We start from the raw sequence: 23,984 nt of genomic DNA, 5'->3' as shown, positions 1-23,984 counted from the left end.
TTATCGTTAATTGCAAAACAGCCGCAATTATTGCGGCTGCTTAACCCAACCCGATTCGACCAGCCATTCATTTGTATTGATGACTGACATGGGCTTACCGATAAAAAAACCCTGAGCTTCATCGCACCCCATTTCACTTAAGCGATTCAACAGCGCCTCGTTCTCAACTCCCTCAGCCACAACCATTAACCCCAAATTGTGGGCCAAGTGAATAGTTGAATTAACAATTAACTCATCTTGTAAATCTTCAAGCATGCTGCGCACAAACGAACTATCAATTTTCAGGGTCTGTACCGGTAGCCGTTTCAAATAAGCCAACGACGAATAACCCGTACCAAAATCATCAATAGCTAAATGCACACCGAGCGCATGTAAAGCATCTAAATTGCGCAATGCCCGCGTAGGATCAGTCATGATCGAACTTTCAGTGATTTCCAATTCCAAGCGCGCGGCGGGCAGCTGATATTTAATCAACAGCCGCTCCACCAACTTGGGAATATTGTCATCCATTAGATTACGTGCCGAGAGATTCACTGCAATACTCAGCGACATTCCTTGATCCTGCCAAGTGCGGCACTGGGATATTGCCTTTTCTAATACCCATGCAGTGAGCTGATGGATTAAAGTGGTCAACTCTGCCATGGGAATAAAATCTGCTGGCGGCACAAACCCCAGCTCAGGGTGAATCCAACGAATCAACGCTTCAAAGCCGTAACAGCGTTTTTCATCCAACAGAATTTTCGGTTGATAATACAAACACAGTTGATTTTCGCGAATGGCTCGCCCCAATTCGCTGATAATTGACAGACGCTTGGTTGAATGGGGATCGTATTCCGCACTGTAAATTGCCAAGCCGAGCATTTGGCTTTTGGCGTAATACATAGCGATATCGGCATAGCGCATCAGCGTATGCTGATCTTGTGCCTGCTGGGGCGATATTGCGATGCCAATACTCGCCGAGATCTGCGCTGTAAAACCCTCCAGATCGAACTCTTGCGAGAGCGCATCCAATAATCTGTGCCCAAACACCACCGCTTGATGTGTGCTGCGAATACGGGGCAAAAACACCGCAAATTCATCGCCCCCCAAGCGCGCTACGGTGCCGGGAATTTCCGCCATTTCATTGGCCAGGCGCGGACCAATTAATTGCAATAAATGATCGCCCACATTGTGGCCCAAGGTATCGTTAATTTCCTTGAATCGATCCAGATCAATTAATAATAGCGCGCTGATTTGTTCAGCACTGCGCTGCTCAAAACAGGCTTGCATATCAGCATAAAGTTTTTCGCGATTGGGCAATGCAGTGAGAGAATCATGGTAGGACTGATAGCGCAGTTTTTCTTCATAGCGGCGGCGGGCGGTAATATCTTTAGTGGTTCCCCACACTCGCTTTAACTGGCCGCGTTCAACAATGCCAGTACAGCAAATTTGAAAATAAAAACTTTTACCGCGTGCATCCTGGCGAATAATGTCGTGATCCACCATCACGTAATTATTTTTTACAAAAAAATGAATATCAAACACATAGTTTGTTGAGCCACTGTCAATCAAGCCTGTGCCGAGAATATCGTCGAGCGAATCCACACCGAGCATGTTGACTAATACCTTATTAGCCTCTACCAAACGTGCGTTGTGTGCGATTTGTTTTACTTGCTGTTCATATTCGGTATCAATCGCCACAGGCGGCTGCATGTCGTAACACCAAATGGCCTCAGAGCTATTGGTGATAAAGGCTTTGTAACTCGCTTCACTCTCCTGCAAAGCATCGCGCGCACTTTTCTCACGGGACAAGTCCTGCAGTTGCACTAACACTTGGGCAACCTTGCCTTGGCGATCCGGAATAGGCACGAAACTCACACGAAAATGAATCTGCTTATCACAAATAAAACGACTACGATGAATATTCCCCAGGGAGTAGCTCATCTCTAACGTTTGTGGTTTGCCTTGGTGGTATACCGCCTGTACCGCAGCGGCAAGTTCAGGGTCGCTGTTTAATTGTTTGTCGCGAAGGATTGAATAGAAGCCAGCAGCCTGCTCAGCCTGACGATGGGACAGATGAAACAGTCGCTCACAGGATTCATTGATATTAACAATCACACCCTGCTTATCGGTGATGAAACTGGGAATGGGGCTATCGGCAAACAAGCTTGATAAAAATTGCAGTGCATATTCATCGCTGGGTTTGGCCAACCAGTGTTGCGCCGCAACAATTACGCCCTCAAAAAACCGCCCCTGTTCTTTTGCGTCGGGGGCTTCGGAGTCAGGTTGACGCAGGCGCCCCACAAAACGCACTAGCGGTTCACCACTTATACCGAAAAGACGCACATCGCACGAACGCAACCGATCATAGTCTTGATCCAGCGGGTCGGCATTAAACGCTTGCAAAAAAAGATACCGGTCGGCTTTGCGAAAGTGGTTTAACAGGTCAGTTACGCGATGAAGGGGTGAAAAAAAAGCGGCGAGCGAATCAACTTTTTGCGCGCTAACACGCAACTCACCACTCGCCACATTCATACTCCAGGGAGCACTTGTGGCGACATCCAGGCCGTTATCAAGTGCGGGATGCGCCGACAAAAAAAGCGCCGGATTACCCGATGGAGTGGAATGGTGGTGCATGGTGAATGAATTCGCCCCTGTTATCTAAAAAACACCTATCGACAGCAAAGTGTAGACAACTATTTTTTAGCTCGTACAGGAAACAAAGCGTCAAATCACACTTATTAACAATAATGAGAAGTTGCGCGACATTAAGATGATTTTAGCGCCAAACTTCTATCAAGTTTTCCTGCGGGCAACCACTCACAAGATCAAATCTGTTTGGGATTAATAATGCGGTGGTCGCTCATCTGCCATTTCTGTATCGCCTTGCGCCGGGTTAGTGCTCAGCTCATCGAGGCGTTGTGCAATCAAACGCAACTGCTGTTTAAGCTGGATTATTTCAGCGTCCTGGCGCGTAATCACTTCATTCAACTGCGCCAAGGTATCTTCCTGGTAGGCGACACGGGTTTGAACGTCAATTAATTGTTCTTCAAGGTCAGACATTGTTGTGCTCCAGCAGTTGATAGGCGGCATCGATCAACGACACCGCGCGCTCATCGATCAATAAACTCTGCCCCATACGATGGGTAACATACCCAAAACCCAGTTGGTAATCCGGGTCGGCAAAACCCACACAACCACCTGCCCCCGGGTGCCCAAAGGCGCGGGAACCACGCCCGTAGCGACAGTCAGGGCGATCATGCTGCGACAGCATAAACCCATGGCTGAAACGCAGGGGCAAACCCAGGACCTGATCCTGCGCAAAGGTCTGCTCCGCCCAACACAAAGGCAAGGCTGTATCACCAAGCAGGCTACCGCCATTGGCTAAAGCACCATAAATACGCGCCAACGCAGGGGCATTGGCGTGCGCACCGGCCGCCGGAATTTGTGCACTGCGCCAGTCGCGCGAATTGGTAGCGGTCATCAAACTGATCGGATTGGAAAAAGCGCGATTGGTGACTCCACGCGGGTCAGCCTTCATGATTTTGCCGAGCATAATGCTATCGGCGCCGCTTGCGGTGGCAGGGGAACCCAATGGGCGCTTGAGCGGGCCGGTATCGGCGATCTTATCCAGTTGGTTTTCGGGCACACCAAAATGACAGCTGATCCCCAAGGGTTCAGCCACCTGCGCCTGAAAATACGAGTTAAAACTGGCATAACCACTCACACGGCGCACCAGCTCACCCAAAATCCAACCGTAGATAAACGGCGAGTAACCCTGGGCACTGCCCGGCTCCCACCAGCTGGATTCGGCGACAATGGCTTGGGTCATTTGCGCCCAGTCAAAAATTTGCTCATTGGCAATATGCTGATGGAAAGCCGACAGCCCGGCACGATGACTAATTACTTGCCGAATGGTGATGTGCTCTTTACCAGCCTGGGCAAATTCGGGCCAGTAATCTGCCACCGGGGCATCCAGTGCTAATTTACCCTGGGCGACCAGCTGCAAAATACACAATGCCACCAAGCCCTTACCGGCTGAAAAGATATTGACCAGGGTGTCCTCTTGCCATGGCTGGGCCACCACGCCTGCCAGCTTATTGCTGTGTTGGCCGGCCCAGATATTTACCACTAACTCGCCGCGGTGCACCAACGCCAGGCCTGCTCCCTCCTCGCCCCGGGTAAAGTTGGCGGCAAAAGCATGCACCAGTGGCTGCCAAGGTTCGGCCCATTGACCCTGAATCTGCATAGTCACTCTCTGTTTATAAATAGGTTGTACGCTCAATATGGCGCGCATTCTAGCAGCCGGTGGCGTTAGAATTGCCAGACTCTTGTTCAGGAATCACCATCGCCATGACTAAAGACAAAAATTCCCGCCTTGTCTATTCCACCGAGACCGGCCGCATCAAAGAAGAAAAACCTGTCGCCAAGACCCCACAAGGTGACGGCATAGTGCGCATTCGCCGCGAAACAGCCGGGCGCAATGGCAAAGGGGTTACCACCATCACCGGTGTTCCGCTGGATGAAAACAAACTCAAAGACTTGGCAAAAGCCTTAAAAGTCACCTGTGGTGTGGGCGGCTCATTAAAAGATGGCGTCATTGAAATCCAAGGCGACCAGCGCGACAAACTCAAAGCCGAATTGGAAAAACGCGGCTTTACTGTGAAGCTGGCCGGTGGTTGAGATGGATGAATTCCCTTTTGACCCGCAGCTGCTCAAAGAGCTGGTGACAACTCCCATGCCCTACGGCAAATACGCTGGTCATGTGATTGCTGACATCCCAGAACACTATCTTATGTGGATGGCACGGGAGGGCATGCCCAAAGGCAAACTCGGCCAACTACTGGGCTTGATGTATGAAATCCGCCTCAATGGCCTGGAGCCGCTGCTAAAACCCCTGCGATAAATCGATAACGTGCTGGCCTACATATTGCAATTCCTCTGCTAACGAACCAAAACCGTCGATTTTCTGACAGAGGGGCACTGCACTATGGATAACGAACTGTTTTTACAAATCACTGATACTTCCTTAAAAATCGGCTTGGGCGCATTGATTGCCGCGGTGACCGCTTGGGTGGTGCTGCGCAAAACCAATCACCAGACCATGAATAACCCACGAGACAATCGTCGCCTGCAAATTCTGGAAGAAGTGTCCACTCAAGTGGGCACGGTGACGCACATATTCGCCAAATATTCGTCACTGGTAGTGGAGTCCATCCAGTTTGGCGAGCGCTGGCCCCAAACGCGTCGCGCCGAGTTGGAAGCCGTGAATAGCGAATTGGTGGATGAATTTAAAAAGCTGGCGGAAGCCGAAGCCAAGTTATTGATGTTGGGCGAGAAAAATCTGGAGCGCAGCCTGCGTTTGTACGGCGCCAAGATCGCCGTCTACCGTAAACAAGTCTATATGGGCCGCAAGGATATCTCTCTGGAACAAATCACCGCTCTCAAAAACACTATAGTGCAGGTGCGCGAACAGTTTTATGACATGCTCAGCCGGAAATATGACAGATTATTGGCGAACGCTTGATAATCTAGACTTTTCGTCAAATTATCGAACACACCCCACAAATGACCTGCGCCCGCTGTTCGGGCGTAATCATTTGTGGCCTAGGCTAATAACAGTCACTAGTGGCAGATTGCGCGGAGAGCTTGTTATGCTGCAACACCTTTTTCGTTTATTTAGCACAGGTTTACTACTGATTATGTCCAACCAAATTCTTGCCAATGACTTCTGGATTGACGTGCGCACCGCAGAGGAGTTTCACTCCGGCCACGTGCAGGGCGCTGCCCATATACCGTTTGAAGAAATTGCGGCGCGTATTAGCGAAGTGACTACCGATAAAGATGCCACCCTGCGCCTCTACTGTCGCACCGGTCGCCGCTCCGGCATCGCTCTTGAAACCCTGCAGGCCATGGGCTTTCGCAATGCCACCAATGAAGGCGGCTACGAAGAAGTACAGCAAAAACTCGCCACTCAATAAACGATCAAAATTAATGCTGTCTCGCCAGCCGCGATTCTGGGACAATAGCGACTGGTTTAATTCCCCCCTTGTTGCATCCCTATGAATACCGCTAAACACCTGTTCTCCTACCCCAAACCTAACATTCACGCCCAGGCCAAAACCTATAAACCCGCGCCATTTTTGCCGATGAGCCGCGCCGAAATGGACAAGCTTGGCTGGGACAGCTGCGACATTATTATTGTGTGTGGCGATGCTTATGTGGATCACCCCAGTTTTGGTATGGCGGTGATTGGACGATTTTTGGAATCCCAGGGGTTTCGCGTGGGCATCATCGCCCAGCCCGATTGGAAAAGCGCCGAACCCTTTAAAGCGCTGGGTAAACCCAGGCTGTTTTTTGGTGTGAGCGCGGGCAACATGGACTCCATGATCAACCGCTATACCTCGGATTTACGCCTGCGTTCGGACGATGCCTACACCCCCGGTGGTATGGGTGGCAAACGCCCCGACCGCGCCGTCACTGTGTATAGCCAGCGCTGCAAAGAAGCCTACAAAGATGTGCCGATTGTGCTCGGCGGCATAGAGGCCAGTTTGCGTCGTATCGCCCAGTATGATTACTGGAGCAATGAAGTGCGTCGCTCGGTATTGATTGATGCCACTGCCGATATTCTGCTCTATGGCAACGCCGAACGTGCACTCGCCGAAGTTGCCCACTCGCTCGCGGCGGGCAAAAGCATTAAAGAATTGGATAGTATTCGCGGCACCGTGGTTATCAAAAAAGAACCACCGGCGGGCTGGACAGAAATTGATTCCACACGCATCGACTGGCCGGGCAATATCGATAAATTGCCCAACCCCTATGAGTATCAACACAACAGCAAGTCCGTTGTGGATGCTGCACAAACTGATATCAACAATTCACAAGTCGGTTTACGCCAGCTCGATCCGGACAAAATGGCAGAACAAATTGCCGCGTTAAATCCGGAAGCTGCAGAGCAATTGAAAACGATTGGCTGCCCGGCACAGGGAATCGAAAGCGAAAAAGCACTCGATCCGAATGAACCACAACCGATTCGCATTATTCCCATGCCGCTGCAAAACCGCAGTGAAATGATGGATGCGGAAAAAGTCTACGTGCGCCTGCCCTCCTTCGACAAAGTGCGCAAAGATCCAACCTTATATGCACACGCCTCGCGGGTTTTGCACCAGGAAGCCAACCCCTACAACGCGCGCCCGATGATTCAAAAACACGAAAACCGCGAAGTCTGGATTAATCCGCCACCGATCCCGCTCGAAACCGACGAGCTCGACGGTGTATTTGATTTACCCTATGCGCGCGTACCTCACCCGGTTTACGGCAAACAAAAAATCCCCGCTTACGACATGATTAAAACCTCGGTCAATATCATGCGCGGTTGTTTTGGTGGCTGTACCTTTTGTTCGATCACCGAACATGAAGGGCGCATTATCCAGAGCCGTTCGCAGGAATCTATCCTCAAAGAAATTGAAGATATCCGCGATAAGGTGCCGGGTTTTACCGGCCATATTTCTGACTTGGGTGGCCCCACCGCAAATATGTATCGCCTTACTTGTAAAGATATGCCGACGCTCTCCAAATGCCGTCGCCTGTCCTGTGTGTACCCCACTATTTGTAAAAACTTAACCACCAGCCATAAACACACCACCAATTTGTACCGCGAGGCGCGCAAAATTCGCGGCGTCAACAAAGTCTCTGTCGCTTCTGGTTTACGTTATGACCTGGCGGTGCTCGACCCGGAATATGTAAAAGAATTGGTGACACATCACGTGGGCGGTTATTTAAAAATCGCACCGGAACACACTGAAGACGGTGTGCTCGCACAGATGATGAAACCGAAGATGAGCAGCTACTACGAGTTCAAACGTATGTTTGATAAATTCTCGAAGGAAGCAGGCAAAGAACAGTTTTTGATTCCCTACTTTATCGCCGCCCACCCTGGTACCCGCGATGAAGATATGCTCAACTTGGCGCTCTGGCTAAAGAAAAATAATTTTGAAGTGGATCAGGTGCAAACTTTTTATCCATCGCCCATGTCATTGGCGACAGCCATGTATGTGAGCGAGCGCAATCCACTCAAAAAACTGACCTATAAGAGTGGCAAAATTAATATCCCGCGGGGATTGGAACAGCGTCGTCTGCAAAAAGCCTTGTTGCGCTACCACGATCCGGCCAACTGGCCGATCATTCGCGAAGCCCTGCGCGCCATGCGCAAGCCGCACCTGATTGGCAGCAGTGCATCAGCCCTGATTCCCGATGAACAAACCGAAGCACGCAACAAACCGCGCAGCGGCAATAACCCCCATGCGCGTGCACAGCAACAAAAACCGCGTGCGGGTACCAGTACTAAGGCTCAGGTGAAACCCGCGGCAAAAGCCTTTGGCGATAAATTTGAAAGTGCGAAAAAATTTAATAGCCAAATAGCAGCACAACCCAAACCTAGAACCAAGCCGGTTGATGGACGCAGCACACCCAAGGCGCCCTCAGCAGCACCTAAAACAAAACCTGCCAGTAAAACTTTCAGCAACAACAATCGCCCGGGCAAACCCAATAAACCGCGCTAATATTCAAGCGCCTTAAAGGTTTGGCTAACAATAAAAAAACCGCGGACTCTCATCAGCGGTTTTTTTATTTCCAGCGAGTTTTTTATCGGCGTTTTAGTTGCCGTAACTCATCAAGCGTTGGTAGCGGCGCTCCAGCAGTGCATCAATTGGCTCTTTGCTTAAACGATCCACCTGCGCAACCAAACGCTCCTGCAGCTTTCTGGCCATTTCGTCCATATTGCGATGAGCACCACCTAACGGCTCGGGAATAGTTTCATCCACAATACCCAGGTCTTGCAAAATTTTAGAGGTAACCCCCATCGCCTGGGCTGCTTCCGGTGCCTTGGCGACAGTTTTCCAAATAATATTGGCGCAGCCTTCAGGGGAGATAACAAAATAAGTGGAGTATTGCAGCATGTTGAGCTGATCGCCCACACCAATTGCCAAGGCGCCACCGGATGAACCTTCACCGATCACGGTACAAATAATGGGCGTACGCAGGCGCGACATGACGGCGAGGTTTTGCGCGATGGATTCAGAAATACCACGCTCTTCCGAGTCAATACCCGGGTAGGCGCCGGGAGTATCAATCAGGGTCAGCACCGGCAGCTTGAAGCGCTCAGCCATTTCCATCAAACGCAGGGCTTTGCGGTAGCCTTCCGGGCGCGGCATACCAAAGTTACGCATCACTTTTTCATGTACGGTGCGGCCCTTTTCTTCGCCTATCACCATAACCGGCTTGCCGTCCAAACGGGCCACACCGCCAATAATAGCCGCGTCATCGCCAAAATGACGATCGCCGTGCAGCTCATCAAACTCGGTAAACACGCGGGAAATATAATCGGAGGTATAGGGGCGCAATGGATGGCGCGCAACTTTTACAATATCCCATGCTGTTAGCTTGGAATAAATGGTCTCGGTGAGTTTGGTGCTCTTCTCGCGCAGTTTTGCAATCTCATCGGCGATGTTTACATCAGAACTATTGCCAACCAGTTGTAACTCTTCAATTTTGCCTTCGAGTTCGGCGATGGGCTGTTCAAAATCCAGATAATTCAGATTCATAGCAAGCTCTTGTTCCGGGTAGGAAACTACCATTTTGACGTGTAGAGGGAGTGCAACTACCTGAGATTGTTGGCTTTTTAACCATAACCCAAGCAGGCACAATTGGGGCGCTACCTTACGCGAAATAGGCGCTTTAGTCGATCTTTTCAGACTAAATTGCAGCGATATTCGCGCCACCAACGGCACGACTACTGCGCACTTTTGAAATGCATCATCACCAAATTAATAAAGGATTCACTGCGTCATAAAAACAACTCGGGCGGGTTCAATGCCCGCCCGTGCTGTTTATTGAATATCGCTGGAATTGACCGCGAACTCGGGGGATCCGCGTCTGGGAGAAAAATAGCTGCCGTTATTATCAGTCAATGCCTGCAAAATCTGACGACGATTGATTAATCCCACTAATTTGCCATGCTCTACAACCGGGTAGTTTTTAGGTTTATTACCCAGCATAGTTTCCGCGATCTCCAGAATACTGGCATCCGGTGTCACACTGAGGACATCGCGCCGCATAATGCGCGTCACGCTGTCAGAGTCCTCGGCATAGAAAGCACTATTTAACATATCCTTAATGCAATCTTGCTCAGAAACAAAACCAATAACCCGCCGCTGTTGGTCAACGACCGGCGCACCAGTTACGTTCCACTTCAATAAATGCTCAACAACGTCGCGCACACTGGCATCTGCCGGTATAGCTTGGGCATTCGACTGCATGTAATCTTTCACGAGGATTGATGACATAGTATTTCCCTCCAGACTCTGGTTACACAGATTTTTTGTTATCTCTGTTGTTAGTCTAGTTCGATCATCGCAGGCTGAAAGACATAAATAACTTAGCAAGCCTCGTTTTAAGAACTTGCAAAGCTAAGGGATTAATACACCAACTTCACTTTGGCACTGCCGTAAGCATCGCGTAGATGCTGTAGCAATTCATCCTCGGGACGTATGTTCCACTCATTGCCAAAACGCAACTGGGCTCGCGCATCGCTGCGAATATAATCGACAACAATTGCGCACCGCGCATCCTGCTGGGGTGACTGGCGGTAAGGGTCGAGAATATCGTTTAGGTCGCGACTAAAATTTGCCGGCAGAAGACCCGATTCCAATTCCAGCCACAACTCACGCACTTTTTCCTGACGCACGTCAGACAACAAACGAATATTGTCCGCACTCATTTTTAGCATGCCGCTAAAGTCGTCGTAACGAACCTGCCCACTCACCACTAAAAGACCATCTTTTAACAATACATCACGCGCGGCATTAAACACTTCCGCAAATAAGGTGACATCCATACGCCCGGTACGATCATCGAGTGTCACTATCGCCATATTATCGCCGCGCTTGGTTTTCACCACACGCTGGGAAATCACCAAGCCAGAAATAGTTTGACTGCCCTTTTCCGGTTTGAGATTAGAAATACGCGAACTCACCAAGTGAGTTAATTCACTTTCATATTCATCGATGGGGTGACCAGTAAGATACAACCCAAGCGTTTCTTTTTCTGCGTGTAACCGCTCCTTCATAGTCCAGGTACGCACGCGACGAAAATCCGCATAAACATCGGAGTTACTTTCATCACTCGCCATCACTGCACCAAATAAATCCATCATGCCAGCATTGGTATTGGCCATCGCCTGCTCCGCAGTTTTTACCGCTTCGCTCATTGCCGCAAACATTACCGCACGATCATGATCAATATTATGTTGGGGAGTATTGGCTGTCGGCCCAAGATTATCCGCAGCACCGGAACGAATAATGGCTTCCAAGGCACGCTTGTTTACTTTGCGTGGATCAACACGCGCACAAAAATCGAATAAATCTTTAAACGGACCACCTTCATTACGCGCTGCAATAATGGATTCAACTGGGCCTTCGCCCAAGCCTTTGATTGCACCCAAACCGTAAATAATTCGACCTGCATCATCCACCGTAAAATGAAACTCACCGGAGTTTACATCCGGCGGCAACAATTTTAATTTCATGGTGCGACATTCTTCGATAAAGGTAACGACCTTATCGGTTTTATCCATGTCCGACGACATAGTCGCCGCCATAAAATGTGCAGGGTAATGAGCTTTTAACCAAGCAGTTTGATAAGACACAATCGCGTAAGCCGCAGAGTGGGATTTGTTAAATCCATAACCCGCAAATTTTTCCACCAAATCAAAAATTTTAATTGCGAGCTCTGGGTCAACACCCTGATTTTTTGCACCACTTTCAAATACTTCGCGCTGCTTGGCCATTTCTTCCGGTTTTTTCTTACCCATTGCACGGCGCAACATGTCCGCACCACCGAGTGTATAACCGGCAAGTACCTGCGCAATTTGCATTACCTGTTCCTGGTAAACAATAACGCCATAAGTTGGTTCAAGAACCGGTTTTAAACTCTGGTGCTGGAATTTTGCATCGGGATAGGCCACTTGCGCGCGACCGTGTTTACGGTTGATAAAGTCATCTACCATGCCCGACTCCAGGGGGCCGGGACGGAATAGCGCCACCAGTGCAATCAAATCTTCAATATTATCTGGCTGCAAACGTTTGATCAGATCTTTCATGCCGCGCGATTCCAACTGGAACACCGCTGTGGTTTCCGCGCGTTTTAATAAACCAAAGGTTTTAGGATCATCGAGTGGAATAGCGCTGATATCGAGTGGTGCTTCGCCTTTTTTGATGCGCTGCTTATCGATCATAATGCGCGCCCAATCGATAATGGTGAGCGTGCGCAGCCCGAGGAAGTCGAACTTCACCAAGCCCGCTTCTTCTACGTCACCTTTGTCGAATTGGGTTACCAAACCACCGCCGGTTTCATCGCAATAAAGCGGTGAAAAATCGGTGAGTTTAGTGGGCGCAATAACTACACCACCGGCATGTTTACCGACGTTGCGCGTAAGACCTTCAAGCTGTACTGCCATCTCCCAAATTTCACCGGCATCACCGTCAACCGCAATAAATTCTTTTAGCTGCGGCTCTTCCTCCAATGCCTGTGCGAGAGTCATACCCGGTGTGGGCGGAATCATTTTGGAAAGTTTATCGGCAAGGCCGTAAGATTTACCCTGCACCCGCGCCACATCGCGCACTACCGCTTTTGCAGCCATGGTACCGAAGGTAATGATTTGGCTTACAGCATCGCGACCGTAATTATCGGCCACGTAAGAAATAACCTTATCGCGATTGTCCATGCAAAAATCGATATCGAAGTCCGGCATGGAAACCCGCTCAGGGTTTAGAAACCGCTCGAACAGCAAATCGTATTCAAGTGGGTCGAGATCAGTAATTTTTAATGAGTAGGCAACCAGCGATCCCGCACCCGAACCACGGCCAGGTCCGACCGGGATATCGTGATCCTTCGCCCACTGGATAAAGTCCATTACTATCAGAAAATAACCAGGGAATCCCATCTGGTTAATAATATCCAATTCAAAATTCAAACGATCTTCATAGACTTTACGCCGCTCAGCATAATCTGCGGTGCTCTTATCCAGAATGCGCTCCAACCGCTGATCCAATCCTTCGTGGGAAATTTTGCGGAAAAACTCTGCTTCCGTCATGCCTTCCGGCACTGGGTATTCCGGTAAAAAGTATTTACCCATTTGGATGGTAATGGTGCAACGTTTGGCAATTTCAATTGTATTGGCGATTGCCTCAGGAATATCACTGAATAACTCAGCCATTTCTTCGGCCGAACGCAAATACTGCTGATCGCTATACCGGCGCTCACGCCGAGGATCATCAAGCGTGCGGCCTTCACTGATGCACACTCGCGCCTCATGCACTTCAAATTCGCTGGCCTTTAAAAAACGAACATCATTCGTCGCAACAACGGGGCAGTTCATCTCGGCAGCAAGGGCGACTGCCGCATGCAAATGATTTTCATCATTCTCACGACCTGTGCGCTGTAACTCCAAATAAAAACGCCCGGGAAAATCTTGCATCCATCCCTGTAATAACTCCTGCGCCTGCGCTGCACGCCCACCGAGCAGCGCCATACCCACATCACCTAACTTGCCACCGGATAATGCAATTACACCATCACTAAACTCACTCAGCCATTCGCGCTGTAAATAAGCTACACCCTGCTGCTGGCCTTGACGCCAGGCACGTGAAATTAATTCAATAATATTTTTATAACCCTGATCATTCATGGCGAGCAGAGTAATTAATGTCGGTTTCCCTTCACTGTCAGTACTGGCGATCCAAAAATCGCTACCGGCAATCGGTTTTACACCTGCACTTTGGGCGGCCTTATAAAACTTGATTAGACCGTAAAAATTGGTTTGATCGGTAATAGCACAGGCAGGCATGTTTAGTTCTGCCACACGCTTAACCAACGCTTTAATGCGCACCAAACTATCGCTTAGCGAAAACTCTGTGTGTAAACGCAAGTGAACAAAATTTGCTGCAGGCATAATATTTTCTTAGGCGAGTAAAAGAGAGAAAATTAAAATAACGCTATTTGTTCAATCTTGGCTTTGACCGGAGCATAAGATACGCGATGAATAGGTGTAACCCCCAAACGCTCCAGCGCATCCATATGAACTTTGGTGGGATAGCCTTTGTGGTCAGCAAAACCGTAGCCGGGATAAAGTTTATCCAGCACAATCATTTCACGATCACGTGTCACTTTGGCCAGTATCGATGCAGCACTGATTGCAGCAACACGACTATCACCCTTAACAACAGCTTCTGCCGCATATTTCCATTTAGGTAATTTATTTCCATCGACTAATACATGCTCCGGCTCTATGTGTAACCCTTGCACAGCACGAGTCATCGCCAGCAAGCTCGCTTGGAGGATATTCAAGCTGTCGATCTCTGCAACTGACGCGCGCGCAATGCACCAGCTTTTTGCGTTTGCTTGAATTTCCCCAAACAATAACTCACGTTTTTTTTCCGTCAGCTTTTTAGAATCATCCAAACCAGCAATCGGTTTAGCGGGATCAAGAATAACAGCAGCGGCAACGACATCCCCAGCCAGCGGACCGCGCCCTACCTCATCGCAACCCGCGTAAAGATATCCTTTATAAATACTGATAAATGGCTCAATCACAGCTAGACCTTTTAAATTATCGGTGTGCGAATTAATCTGGCAATCGCTTCAGCAGCTCGTGCACTGGCATCGCGTTTGAGTTCAATATGCATTTGTGCAAACGTTTCGCTAAGTGCTATCGCCTGCTCCGGGTTGTCAAAATAATTCATTACCGCTGCGGACAGGGTTTCGGGAGTTGCTTTATCCTGCAGCAACTCGGGAACTAAAAGTTTTTGTGCGAGCAAATTGGGCAACGAAATCCACGGTGTTTTAACTAACCAGGACAATATCTTAAAAGTTAGTGGCGCCAACCGATAGGCAACCACCATCGGTTTTTTCAGCAACAACGCTTCCAGTGCAACAGTCCCTGATGCCAACAACAGAACATCCGCAGCGGCCATCACTTCATGTGAATGCCCATTAATTAATTGAATCGGATAATCAACAAAATCATTCAGCGCTATATGCAATTGACGATAGCGATCCGGGCTTGCAGAAGGAATTACAAATAATAAGCCTGGATCCTGCTCCAGACATTTGACCGCCGACTCCATAAATAGACTACCCATGCGCTCTACCTCACTAGCACGGCTTCCCGGCAAGAGCGCAACAATACGCCCCTGCTCAGGCAAACCAAGCGATTTACGCGCAGCAAACTTATCAATCACGAATGGGATTTCATCAGCCAAATGATGGCCGACAAATTCTACTGGGACATTGTGCTCTTGATAAAACTTGGCCTCAAAAGGCAGTAGCGTCAACATTAAGTCAACAGAGCGCGCAATTTTAAAAATCCGCTTTTGTCGCCAGGCCCACACTGAGGGGCTGACATAGTGAACTGTTTTAATGCCTTTTTCTTTTAACGATGCTTCGAGTGGAATCGTAAAGTCGGGGGAGTCTATGCCAATAAATACGGCCGGCGGATTCTTGATAAAATGTTCACGCAAAAATTTACGTATGCGCAACAGCTCGGGCAATCGCTTCAAGGGCTCAATTAGCCCCATCACCGCCAGTCGATCCTGCGGAAAATAGGAGTGAAAACCCAGCGCCAACATCCGTGGGCCGCCAATGCCAGAAAACTCTGCACTGGGGAAATGTTTACGCAACTCTTGCATCAAAGCCGCGCCAAGAATATCTCCGGAGGCTTCTCCGACAACAATACCTATGTGTATGTGATCAGACACCCAGCCCTCCGGTTTGTAGAAACTTGATGCGATGGAAATCGCGAAGAGGAAATGCTAGCGAACTATGCCGCGTGTTGAAGCATTCAATGAATCGATTAACACTTGTAATGCAGGTGAAGAAACTGCTAACGGATTAAGCTCAGCCAAAGCTTCATCAAGCGTTAAACCTCGACGATAAATAGTTTTGTATGCCTTGGTTAGTAGTGCAATATCGTCTTTGGTAAAACCGCGACGACGCAACCCCTCGACATTAATATTTTTTGCTTCTGCGGGGCTTCCGTTCACCATGACATACGCTGGAACATCCTTGCCAATTGCACTTCCCATTCCAGCGAAGCTATGTGCACCAATCTTGCAAAATTGATGAACCAGGGTAAACCCACTGAGAATAGCCCAATCACCAATATGCACGTGACCGGCAAGCGCCGCATTATTCACCAAAATACAATGACTACCAATCACACTGTCGTGACCAACATGAACGTATGCCATTAGCAAATTATGACTACCAATGGTAGTTTCACCGCGATCCTGAATGGTACCACGATGAATAGTGACACCTTCGCGAATCACATTGTGATCGCCAACTACTAAACGAGTAGGTTCACCTTTGTATTTTAAATCAGGCGTATCTTCGCCTATCGAGGAAAATTGGTAGATACGATTATGCTTACCAATTTTTGTTGGCCCTTTTAGAACAACGTGAGAGGCAATTACAGTACCTTCATCAATTTCTACGTTGGGGCCAATAATTGTCCATGGACCAACTTGCACATCAGGTGCAAGCTTGGCATTAGGATGAATGATTGCTGAGGGATCTATCAAAATACTTTCTCGCTAAATTCAATAGTAGTCGCTCTAGACTTTACGATCTGCGCACAAAATAGTTGCCGATGCAGCCAGTACACCATCAACGCTTGCCTTACATTCAAATTTCCATATACCACGCTTTTCGGAAATAACGCGCGATTCAAGTTGCAAACGATCACCCGGAACAACCTGTCTCTTAAAGCGCACATCATCAACGCCAGCAAACAAATAAATAGATCCATCCTCAGGCTTTTTATTCATGGTTTTAAAACCGAGAATGCCTGATGCTTGTGCCATGGCTTCCAGAATCATCACACCAGGAAAAACTGGATTTTGAGGGAAGTGACCATTAAAGACTTCTTCGTTAACGGTAATGTTTTTGTAGGCAATAATTGATTCACCTTCAATCAACTCTACAACACGGTCCACAAGCAAAAATGGATAGCGATGAGGAAGATATTCACGGATTTCGTTAACATCCATCATGGTTAGACCCCAAGGAATAAATAGAAATTATATGTACGCTATTTGCGTTCAAGTTTTATTAAGCGTGTTGCTAATGAATCCAACTGACGAAAGCGGGCCGCATTTTTACGCCAGTCTTTAGTTTGCGCAAGCGGAGTGCCAGAGGAATAAGAACCAGCTTCACTGATCGAAGCGGACACTAAACTTCTGGCCGTTATATGTACCTTATCGGCCAGAGTTATATGCCCGACAATTGCTACTGCACCGGAAATAGTGCAATTAGCGCCTATTATAGTGCTTCCTGCAATCGCCGAATGACCTGCAATTGCAGTATTTTTGCCAATACGGACATTGTGAGCAATTTGTACCTGATTATCGATAATCACTCCATCGCCAATACAAGTATTATCCAAAGCTCCGCGATCAATACAGGTACAAGCACCAATCTCGACATTATTGCCAATAACTACGCCACCCAGCTGGTGAATTTTAAGCCATCCGCCTGACTGGGGTGCGAAACCGAAACCATCAGCACCGATCACACAACCGCTGTGCAAAATACAGTCGTCACCAATCACAACTCCGTGATAAATGCTAACGTTAGCCGCCAGGCGGGTATTCTTACCGATAGATGTGTCATCACCTACATAGCACCCAGGACCGATAACAGCCCCTTGGGACAAGGTAACAGCATCACCAATGACAGCATTAGCACCGATTGAAACATCGGCGGCAATAACACAATCCCGGCCAATCACAGCTGATGGATGCACTCCCACAGCAGGAGCACGCAAAGGTGAAAATAGTGACGACGCGCGAGCATAATCAATGTAGGGGTTAGCAGTAACTAACTTATTACCCGCGAACTCGTCTTGCAAATCAGGGTGAATTAACACCGCGCCGGCTTTAGTCGAGCTCAAATATTTCTTGTAAGCTGGATTGGCAAGAAAACTAAGGCTATGTGCCTCGGCATTTTGTAATGTAGCCAAGGCTCTTATCTCATGCTTTGGATCACCAACCAAAACAGCGCCCAAGCGCTGTGCAAGTTCAAGCAATTGATAAGAGCGTTTCAACATATGCTCGTGATACTTACTTGGCTTTGTTCAAGAGTTCAGTGACTTTTGGAGTCAAATCATTTTCTGGTTTGGCCATCATTACTGACTTTGCATCAACAATCATGCTGATGTTTTCAGACTCAACAAGTTGTTTTACTACGGCTTCCATTTTCGGACCCAGTTCTTGCATGATTTGCTGCATTAAAGCCTGCTGCTCACCCTGAAGCTTCTTACCCTGAAATTGATAATCCTGACCCAAGCTTTGCAATTTCTTTTCACTTTCAGCGCGTTTTTCAGCACTCCATGTCATGCCGTCTTTTTGATACTCGGTTTGTAATGCTTTGATATCGGCCGCAAGGCCATCAAGCTTTGCTTTTGCTGCAGCAAAATCAGCACTTTTTTGCAGTTTATCAAACTTAGCTTTTGCAGCAGTGGTTCCCATTACTGCGCCCGTTGGATCCAAAACAACTACTTTGCCTTGTGCAAATGAAACGGATGAAACCAAAGACAAAGCAATAACAGCAAACATTTTCTGTGTAACAGTCACAATTTATTCCTCTAGATTATTAGCCCAAACAATTATTATTAAAACGTTTGTCCCAATGAAAACTGGAACACTTCTGTACGATCATAATCATTTTCCTTAAATGGCTCCGCAATACTGAATGTCATTGGGCCAAATCCTGAAATCCAAGTTAAACCAAGACCTACGGAGGCATTAATGTGGTCAAGATCCACATCATAGCAGTTGAGTTGTGTCGCACCACAATGAGTATCAAACACATTTCCTGCATCAACAAAGAACGTAGTTTGCAGTGAGCGTTGATCTTTAATAAATGGAAGCGGGAAAAGTATTTCCGCACCGCCTTGAATTAAAACATTGCCACCGAAAGCTCCACGAGTCCTGCCGACCAGATTATTATTATTGGCATTTGATAACAAAATACCCTCATCACATGCCACATTAGCAACGTAGTTGCCCGCATCGGGGTCGCTGCAAAGAACATATGCAGGAGCACCTTGCTCATTAGCTTGAGCTATACCGTCACCGTTTAAATCATCCCATACAGTATTCGCGACTATAGCCTCGCGGATAAAAGTACTACGGGGACCAAGTGTATTGCGCTCGAAACCACGTACCGAACCAAACCCACCAGCGTAATAATGTTCAAAGAACGGCAATTCATCCAGATCACCATAAGCAGCGGCATAACCAATACGGGTATGCAAACGTAAGGTAAGGGATCTAGTCAGGGGTTGGAATATCTGGCCGGTGTAATTAACTTTGTAATATTGCAAATCACCGCCCGGTAAAGAGACTTCCACGCCCAGTTGCTGCGAGGCACCACGGTTAGCAAGAATACCTCGGTTAAGCGTAGACCTCAGCCAATACATACTAACTTGAGCATCGTTAAATGTATCGCCATAAACATCCAGAAAGCCGGGTGTACCCAACATACTTTCATCAACTGACTTAATTTCAAAACTACCCGTTGGGTAATCCAAACCCAATTGCTCACGCACCATAAGTTCGTAGTTTTCATCTTGCGTTATATAACCCAAGTTAGGATTCCAAATAGGACTACGAATAATTTCTTGCGATGAATAGCTGGTAGGCTCCACTTCCAGGCTACGCAAACCTATGTCGAAACCGATGCGCTCGATATCAGAAATGGGGTAACCGAAATTGATCTTACCGCCATAAACGTTAGTGCTGTAGGGAGTAATGTTGTATGAACCGTAATCACTTTTTGTGTAATACAAACTCAAACCACGACTTACGCCATCAGGTGTAAAATAAGGGTCGTTGTAATTAAAGTTGTACGCAGTTTGATAGCGGTTATGGCTAAAACTGAAGCCAACTTGTTTACCCGTACCGAACCAGTTGTTTTGCTGAATACTGGCGGAGAACAATAAACCTGAATATTGAGCATAACCTACCTGCAGTCCCATACTACCGGACGGCTGTTCTTCAACAGTGTATTCAACATCAATCTGGTCGGACGTTCCTGGAACTTCTTTATTCTCTACCTTTACCTCTTTAAAGAAGCCCAACCGCTCCAGACGCACTTTTGAGTGCTCGATTTGCGCGGAGTTTGCGGAGCCGCCTTCCATCTGCCGCATTTCACGGCGCAATACTTCATCAACAGTTTTTGTGTTGCCACGGAAGTTAATACGATTAACGTAGGCGCGCTTACCGGGCTCTATAAAAAACGTGATTTTTACCGTTTTATCCGCATCATTTCGCTCCGGCATACCTTCAACTTTGGCAAAGGTGTAGCCCTCATTACCCAAACGTTTGGTTACATACTCTTCCGAAGTCGTCATTAGAATTTGAGAGAATATCTGATCTTTCTTGACCAGAATCATGCTGCGAATAATGTTTTCATCAATAGCAGGATCACCGGCGAGATCAATACCGCTCACTCTGTAAATATCGCCTTCGGTTATATTTACAGTAATAAAAATTTTGGCTTTGTCGGTGCTCAACGAAATTTGTGATGAATCAATTTTAAAGTTGAGATATCCGCGATCCAAATACCAAGACTCCAATCGCTCCAAATCGCCCTTTAATTTTTCTTTATTGTATTTATCGTTACCCGATATCCACGACCACATACCAGTGGTTTTTAATTCAAACAGATCAATCAGATCTTCTTCACTGTAACTATGATTACCCACGATATTGATTTGTTTGATACGCGAGGGGCTGCCTTCGTCGATATTTACCAGCACCTTAACCTGATTACGCGGCATATCTTCAATTTCAATGTTCACGCTAGCGCCATAGCGACCTTGGTTCACATACTCGCGCTGCAATGCTTGTGTAATCCCTTCGAGCGTAGCGCGTTGAAAAATTTGTCCTTCGGAGAGGTTGTTATCCTTAAGGCTATCCATCAAATTTTCAGTTTTGATGGCCTTGTTACCTTTAAGCTCAATTTTATTGATTGCGGGACGCTCTTTAATCACCAACACCAGCACATCGCCATCGCGCTTGATCTCTACATCCGAGAAGTAGCCAACCTTGAATAACTCACGAGTTGCACTTTGAATATCGGCTTGAGTCAGTACATCACCCACACGAATCGGCAGTACACTGAAGACAGAGCCTGCAGACACACGCTGCAACCCCTCCACACGGATATCACTTACACGGAAGGTCTGTGCATAAACAGTGCATGACAAAAAGAGTGCCAGAAAACAGCCAAAAACTCGCATTGAAACTCGCATCATAGAATCTGTTCTAATCGTAAATGAATGTTGGTTACGGCCCGGCACACTGCCAGATTAAAGCCGCATGATGTCGTTATACAGCGCTAGCACGCTTAGACTGATGACCAAGAAGAGTCCAACCTGATACCCCAGCATCTGCACTCTGTCGGACACCGGTTTTCCCTTAATTACTTCAATAAAGTAATAAAATAAGTGGCCGCCATCCAATACTGGGATAGGTAAAAGGTTAAATACCGCGAGGAATACACTCAGCAGAGCGACAAAACCAATAAAACTCCTCAAACCGCTCTCGGCTGAAGAGCCCGCCACCTTAGCAATGGTTATCGGTCCACTCAAGTTTTTCGTGGAAATTTCGCCAAGAATCAATTTTTTGACTGATAAAAGTACAAAGCCTGAGGTTTCCCAGGTTTTATTCACTCCGGCAACAAATGCACCGAACACGGAATACTCATAAGAGCGAATCATCGACTCAGGAATTGAGCCCGCCTGAGCCCCCAGCCCGACCCGCCCAACAACTGCACCTGACTCATTGATTGATTCAGGAGTAAGCTGAAGCGCTAGCTCTCTGGCATCGCGCTCAATCACGACAGAAATTGTCTTACCAGGATGACGCCGGACGTAATCCACCCATAACTGCCAATCATCAATAACAATATCATCGGCAGAAATCAGCTTATCACCCGGCAGAAAACCCGCAGCCTCAGCTACCCCCCCAGCCACTACTTCGCCAACAATTGGAGTGATTTTGGGCAGATACAGCGTAATTCCCAAACCTGCAACCGGATCGGGATCCGCTGAATCCCTCAGCCAATCAACCAACCGCCCTTCGGACTCATAAGTAAAGTGCGAGTCAGGGTAAGCCACCTTGAAACGAATAGATCCAGTTTCCCCCAAGCGATTGAGCAGCGCCTTGTTGAGAGCCTGCCACGTGGGTGTGGAAATATTATCGATAGCAATAATCTCCTGGCCTGCTTCAAGCCCTGCCTGCTCGGCGATTGAACCGCGCTCTACAGCCCCAATTTGGGGAATTAAATCGCGCTGACCTTGCAGCAAAAGCACCCAAAACAAGAGTATGGCCAACAGAAAGTTAGCCCCAGGGCCTGCCGCAACAATAGCGATGCGCTGCCAGACACTTTTATTATTAAACGCCATGGAACGCTCTTCCACCGATACTGGCGCTTCGCGCTCATCGAGCATTTTTACGTATCCACCCAGAGGCAATGCGGCCAACACATACTCTGTGCCCTGCTTATCGCGCCATGACCAAAGCACTTTTCCAAAACCAATGGAAAAACGCAGAACTTTCACACCGCAACGACGAGCCACATAAAAGTGCCCAAACTCATGGATAGAAACCAGAATCAACAAGGCGACAACGAATGAAATTATTGTCTGAATCAACGACATAAGCACTGCCCCGGATTAATCATTACCAGCTCTTGATCAATTGATTAGCCAAAGCGCGAGCCTCGGCATCTGCATTTTGAACCTGTTCCAAGCTGGTTGGTTCAACCACTGCCAGGCGCGCAAGCACATGATCTATAACCTGAGCGATTTGATCAAAGCGAATTTGGCGGGCAAGAAATGCCGCCACAGCAATTTCATTCGCAGCATTTAACAGTGCAGGTGCTGTACCCGAAACATCGGCAGCATCCTGCGCCAAACGCAAACAAGGAAAACGCTGAAGGTCAGGCGCACTAAAATCAAGGCGCGCCGTTGCGATAATATCGAGACTTGCAACGCCGGACTCTATACGCTCCGGCCAGGCCAAGGCATGAGCTATAGGGGTACGCATATCCGGATTGCCCAATTGGGCGAGCATGGAACCATCAATATACTCAACCATCGAGTGAATCACACTCTGTGGATGGATAACCACTTGCACCTGATGAGGGCGAGCATTGAAAAGCCAACAGGCCTCAATCAGCTCAAGCCCTTTATTCATCATACTGGCTGAATCCACCGAAATTTTTTGCCCCATGCTCCAATTTGGATGAGCGCAGGCTTGTTCTGGAGTTACTTTTGGTAGATCGCCAAGCGGCGTATTACGGAAGGGGCCACCAGAGGCGGTGAGCAGAATTTTACGAACACCACTGGAAGCCAGACCGCCAGCAAGATAATCGCTGCGATGATTTGGCAAGCACTGAAAGATCGCATTATGCTCACTATCAATGGGCAACAATACCGCCCCACTTTTACTAACGGCTTGGGTAAACAAACCACCAGCCATTACCAATGCTTCTTTATTAGCCAGCAACACTTTTTTGCCTGCTTTCACCGCCGCCAATGTTGGTAACAAACCTGCCGCACCAACAATAGCCGCCATAACTGCATCAACCTGTTCATGGGCAGCAACCGCCTCCAACGCTGCCAATCCCTGTAAGACTTCTGTCTTGCAGCCTTGATGACGTAGTTCACGTGCCAGCTCAGCGGCAGCATCTACATCATTTAATACGGCATAACGCGGCTGATGCTGCAAACATTGGGTAGCGAGTAACTGCCAACGTCGATCTGCCGTTAATGCAAAAACTTTATAGCGCTCCGGGTGACGCGCAATAACATCCAAGGTGCTAACACCAATAGAGCCGGTCGCGCCCAAAACAGTAATCTGTTGAACCGCCAACTGCAT

Annotated in this window: 20 protein-coding genes; 5 read left to right on the top strand and 15 right to left on the bottom strand. The window is 48.0% G+C overall.

Annotation, left to right across the window (positions count from 1 at the left end):
* Positions 1 to 27: 27 nt before the first annotated feature.
* The 3 genes from D0B88_RS09835 to D0B88_RS09825 form a co-directional block, all read right to left on the bottom strand.
* A complete protein-coding gene (locus tag D0B88_RS09835; protein WP_151056827.1) occupies positions 28 to 2,616 on the bottom strand; it encodes a bifunctional diguanylate cyclase/phosphodiesterase in 2,589 nt (862 codons plus the stop codon).
* A gap of 207 nt (positions 2,617 to 2,823) precedes the next feature.
* Complete coding sequence (locus D0B88_RS09830) at positions 2,824 to 3,042, bottom strand: SlyX family protein (protein WP_007642955.1); 219 nt, start codon at positions 3,040 to 3,042, stop codon at positions 2,824 to 2,826.
* Entirely contained in the window at positions 3,035 to 4,228 is a 1,194-nt protein-coding gene (locus D0B88_RS09825) for an EstA family serine hydrolase (RefSeq protein WP_040392499.1), read from the bottom strand. The genes D0B88_RS09830 and D0B88_RS09825 overlap by 8 nt, the downstream gene beginning before the upstream one ends.
* Positions 4,229 to 4,332: 104 nt before the next feature.
* Between D0B88_RS09825 and yciH the strand changes: the two genes are divergently transcribed.
* The 5 genes from yciH to D0B88_RS09800 all read left to right on the top strand — a co-directional run bounded on the left by yciH (position 4,333) and on the right by D0B88_RS09800 (position 8,540).
* Entirely contained in the window at positions 4,333 to 4,662 is a 330-nt protein-coding gene (yciH, locus tag D0B88_RS09820) for a stress response translation initiation inhibitor YciH (RefSeq protein WP_007642957.1), read from the top strand.
* 1 nt (position 4,663) lies between these two features.
* On the top strand, positions 4,664 to 4,885 hold the full coding sequence (locus D0B88_RS09815) for a DUF3820 family protein (RefSeq protein ID WP_007642958.1): 222 nt from the start codon (positions 4,664 to 4,666) through the stop codon (positions 4,883 to 4,885).
* A gap of 84 nt (positions 4,886 to 4,969) precedes the next feature.
* A complete protein-coding gene (locus D0B88_RS09810) occupies positions 4,970 to 5,506 on the top strand; it encodes a hypothetical protein (protein ID WP_007642959.1) in 537 nt (178 codons plus the stop codon).
* 127 nt (positions 5,507 to 5,633) lie between these two features.
* A complete protein-coding gene (locus tag D0B88_RS09805) occupies positions 5,634 to 5,960 on the top strand; it encodes a rhodanese-like domain-containing protein (RefSeq protein ID WP_191966408.1) in 327 nt (108 codons plus the stop codon).
* A gap of 81 nt (positions 5,961 to 6,041) precedes the next feature.
* Positions 6,042 to 8,540 (top strand): YgiQ family radical SAM protein, encoded by a 2,499-nt coding sequence (locus D0B88_RS09800; protein WP_151056825.1) that lies wholly within the window; start codon positions 6,042 to 6,044, stop codon positions 8,538 to 8,540.
* Between the two features lie 93 nt (positions 8,541 to 8,633).
* Here D0B88_RS09800 and D0B88_RS09795 read toward each other — a convergent pair whose 3' ends face one another.
* From D0B88_RS09795 to ispC, 12 genes are all read right to left on the bottom strand, one after another.
* A complete protein-coding gene (locus tag D0B88_RS09795; RefSeq protein ID WP_040392282.1) occupies positions 8,634 to 9,581 on the bottom strand; it encodes an acetyl-CoA carboxylase carboxyltransferase subunit alpha in 948 nt (315 codons plus the stop codon).
* A gap of 285 nt (positions 9,582 to 9,866) precedes the next feature.
* Entirely contained in the window at positions 9,867 to 10,322 is a 456-nt protein-coding gene (locus D0B88_RS09790) for a CBS domain-containing protein (RefSeq protein WP_040392283.1), read from the bottom strand.
* Positions 10,323 to 10,453: 131 nt separating this feature from the next.
* Entirely contained in the window at positions 10,454 to 13,987 is a 3,534-nt protein-coding gene (dnaE, locus tag D0B88_RS09785) for a DNA polymerase III subunit alpha (RefSeq protein WP_007642964.1), read from the bottom strand.
* Positions 13,988 to 14,019: 32 nt separating this feature from the next.
* Positions 14,020 to 14,625, bottom strand: a complete 606-nt coding sequence (gene rnhB, locus D0B88_RS09780) for a ribonuclease HII (RefSeq protein WP_151059395.1) — start codon at positions 14,623 to 14,625, stop codon at positions 14,020 to 14,022.
* Between the two features lie 14 nt (positions 14,626 to 14,639).
* Complete coding sequence (gene lpxB, locus D0B88_RS09775) at positions 14,640 to 15,791, bottom strand: lipid-A-disaccharide synthase (protein ID WP_151056823.1); 1,152 nt, start codon at positions 15,789 to 15,791, stop codon at positions 14,640 to 14,642.
* A gap of 54 nt (positions 15,792 to 15,845) precedes the next feature.
* The gene (gene lpxA / locus D0B88_RS09770; protein ID WP_151056820.1) at positions 15,846 to 16,616 is read right to left on the bottom strand and encodes an acyl-ACP--UDP-N-acetylglucosamine O-acyltransferase; all 771 of its coding nucleotides are present in this window, start codon (positions 16,614 to 16,616) and stop codon (positions 15,846 to 15,848) included.
* A gap of 33 nt (positions 16,617 to 16,649) precedes the next feature.
* Positions 16,650 to 17,087 carry a 3-hydroxyacyl-ACP dehydratase FabZ gene (gene fabZ, locus D0B88_RS09765; protein WP_007642969.1) on the bottom strand — a complete coding sequence of 146 codons (438 nt, stop codon included), beginning with the start codon at positions 17,085 to 17,087 and terminating at the stop codon, positions 16,650 to 16,652.
* 38 nt (positions 17,088 to 17,125) lie between these two features.
* Positions 17,126 to 18,142 (bottom strand): UDP-3-O-(3-hydroxymyristoyl)glucosamine N-acyltransferase, encoded by a 1,017-nt coding sequence (gene lpxD / locus D0B88_RS09760; RefSeq protein WP_007642970.1) that lies wholly within the window; start codon positions 18,140 to 18,142, stop codon positions 17,126 to 17,128.
* A gap of 13 nt (positions 18,143 to 18,155) precedes the next feature.
* Complete coding sequence (locus D0B88_RS09755) at positions 18,156 to 18,668, bottom strand: OmpH family outer membrane protein (RefSeq protein ID WP_225318309.1); 513 nt, start codon at positions 18,666 to 18,668, stop codon at positions 18,156 to 18,158.
* A gap of 38 nt (positions 18,669 to 18,706) precedes the next feature.
* Positions 18,707 to 21,340, bottom strand: a complete 2,634-nt coding sequence (gene bamA / locus D0B88_RS09750) for an outer membrane protein assembly factor BamA (protein WP_151059393.1) — start codon at positions 21,338 to 21,340, stop codon at positions 18,707 to 18,709.
* Between the two features lie 69 nt (positions 21,341 to 21,409).
* Positions 21,410 to 22,762, bottom strand: a complete 1,353-nt coding sequence (rseP, locus tag D0B88_RS09745) for an RIP metalloprotease RseP (protein ID WP_151056818.1) — start codon at positions 22,760 to 22,762, stop codon at positions 21,410 to 21,412.
* Positions 22,763 to 22,784: 22 nt separating this feature from the next.
* The gene (ispC, locus tag D0B88_RS09740) at positions 22,785 to 23,984 is read right to left on the bottom strand and encodes a 1-deoxy-D-xylulose-5-phosphate reductoisomerase (protein WP_151056816.1); all 1,200 of its coding nucleotides are present in this window, start codon (positions 23,982 to 23,984) and stop codon (positions 22,785 to 22,787) included.

Source organism: Cellvibrio sp. KY-YJ-3 (assembly GCF_008806955.1).
Classification (GTDB): domain Bacteria; phylum Pseudomonadota; class Gammaproteobacteria; order Pseudomonadales; family Cellvibrionaceae; genus Cellvibrio.
The sequence above is the reverse complement of the archived record's forward strand: the minus strand, read 5'-3'. Positions and strand labels throughout refer to the sequence as shown.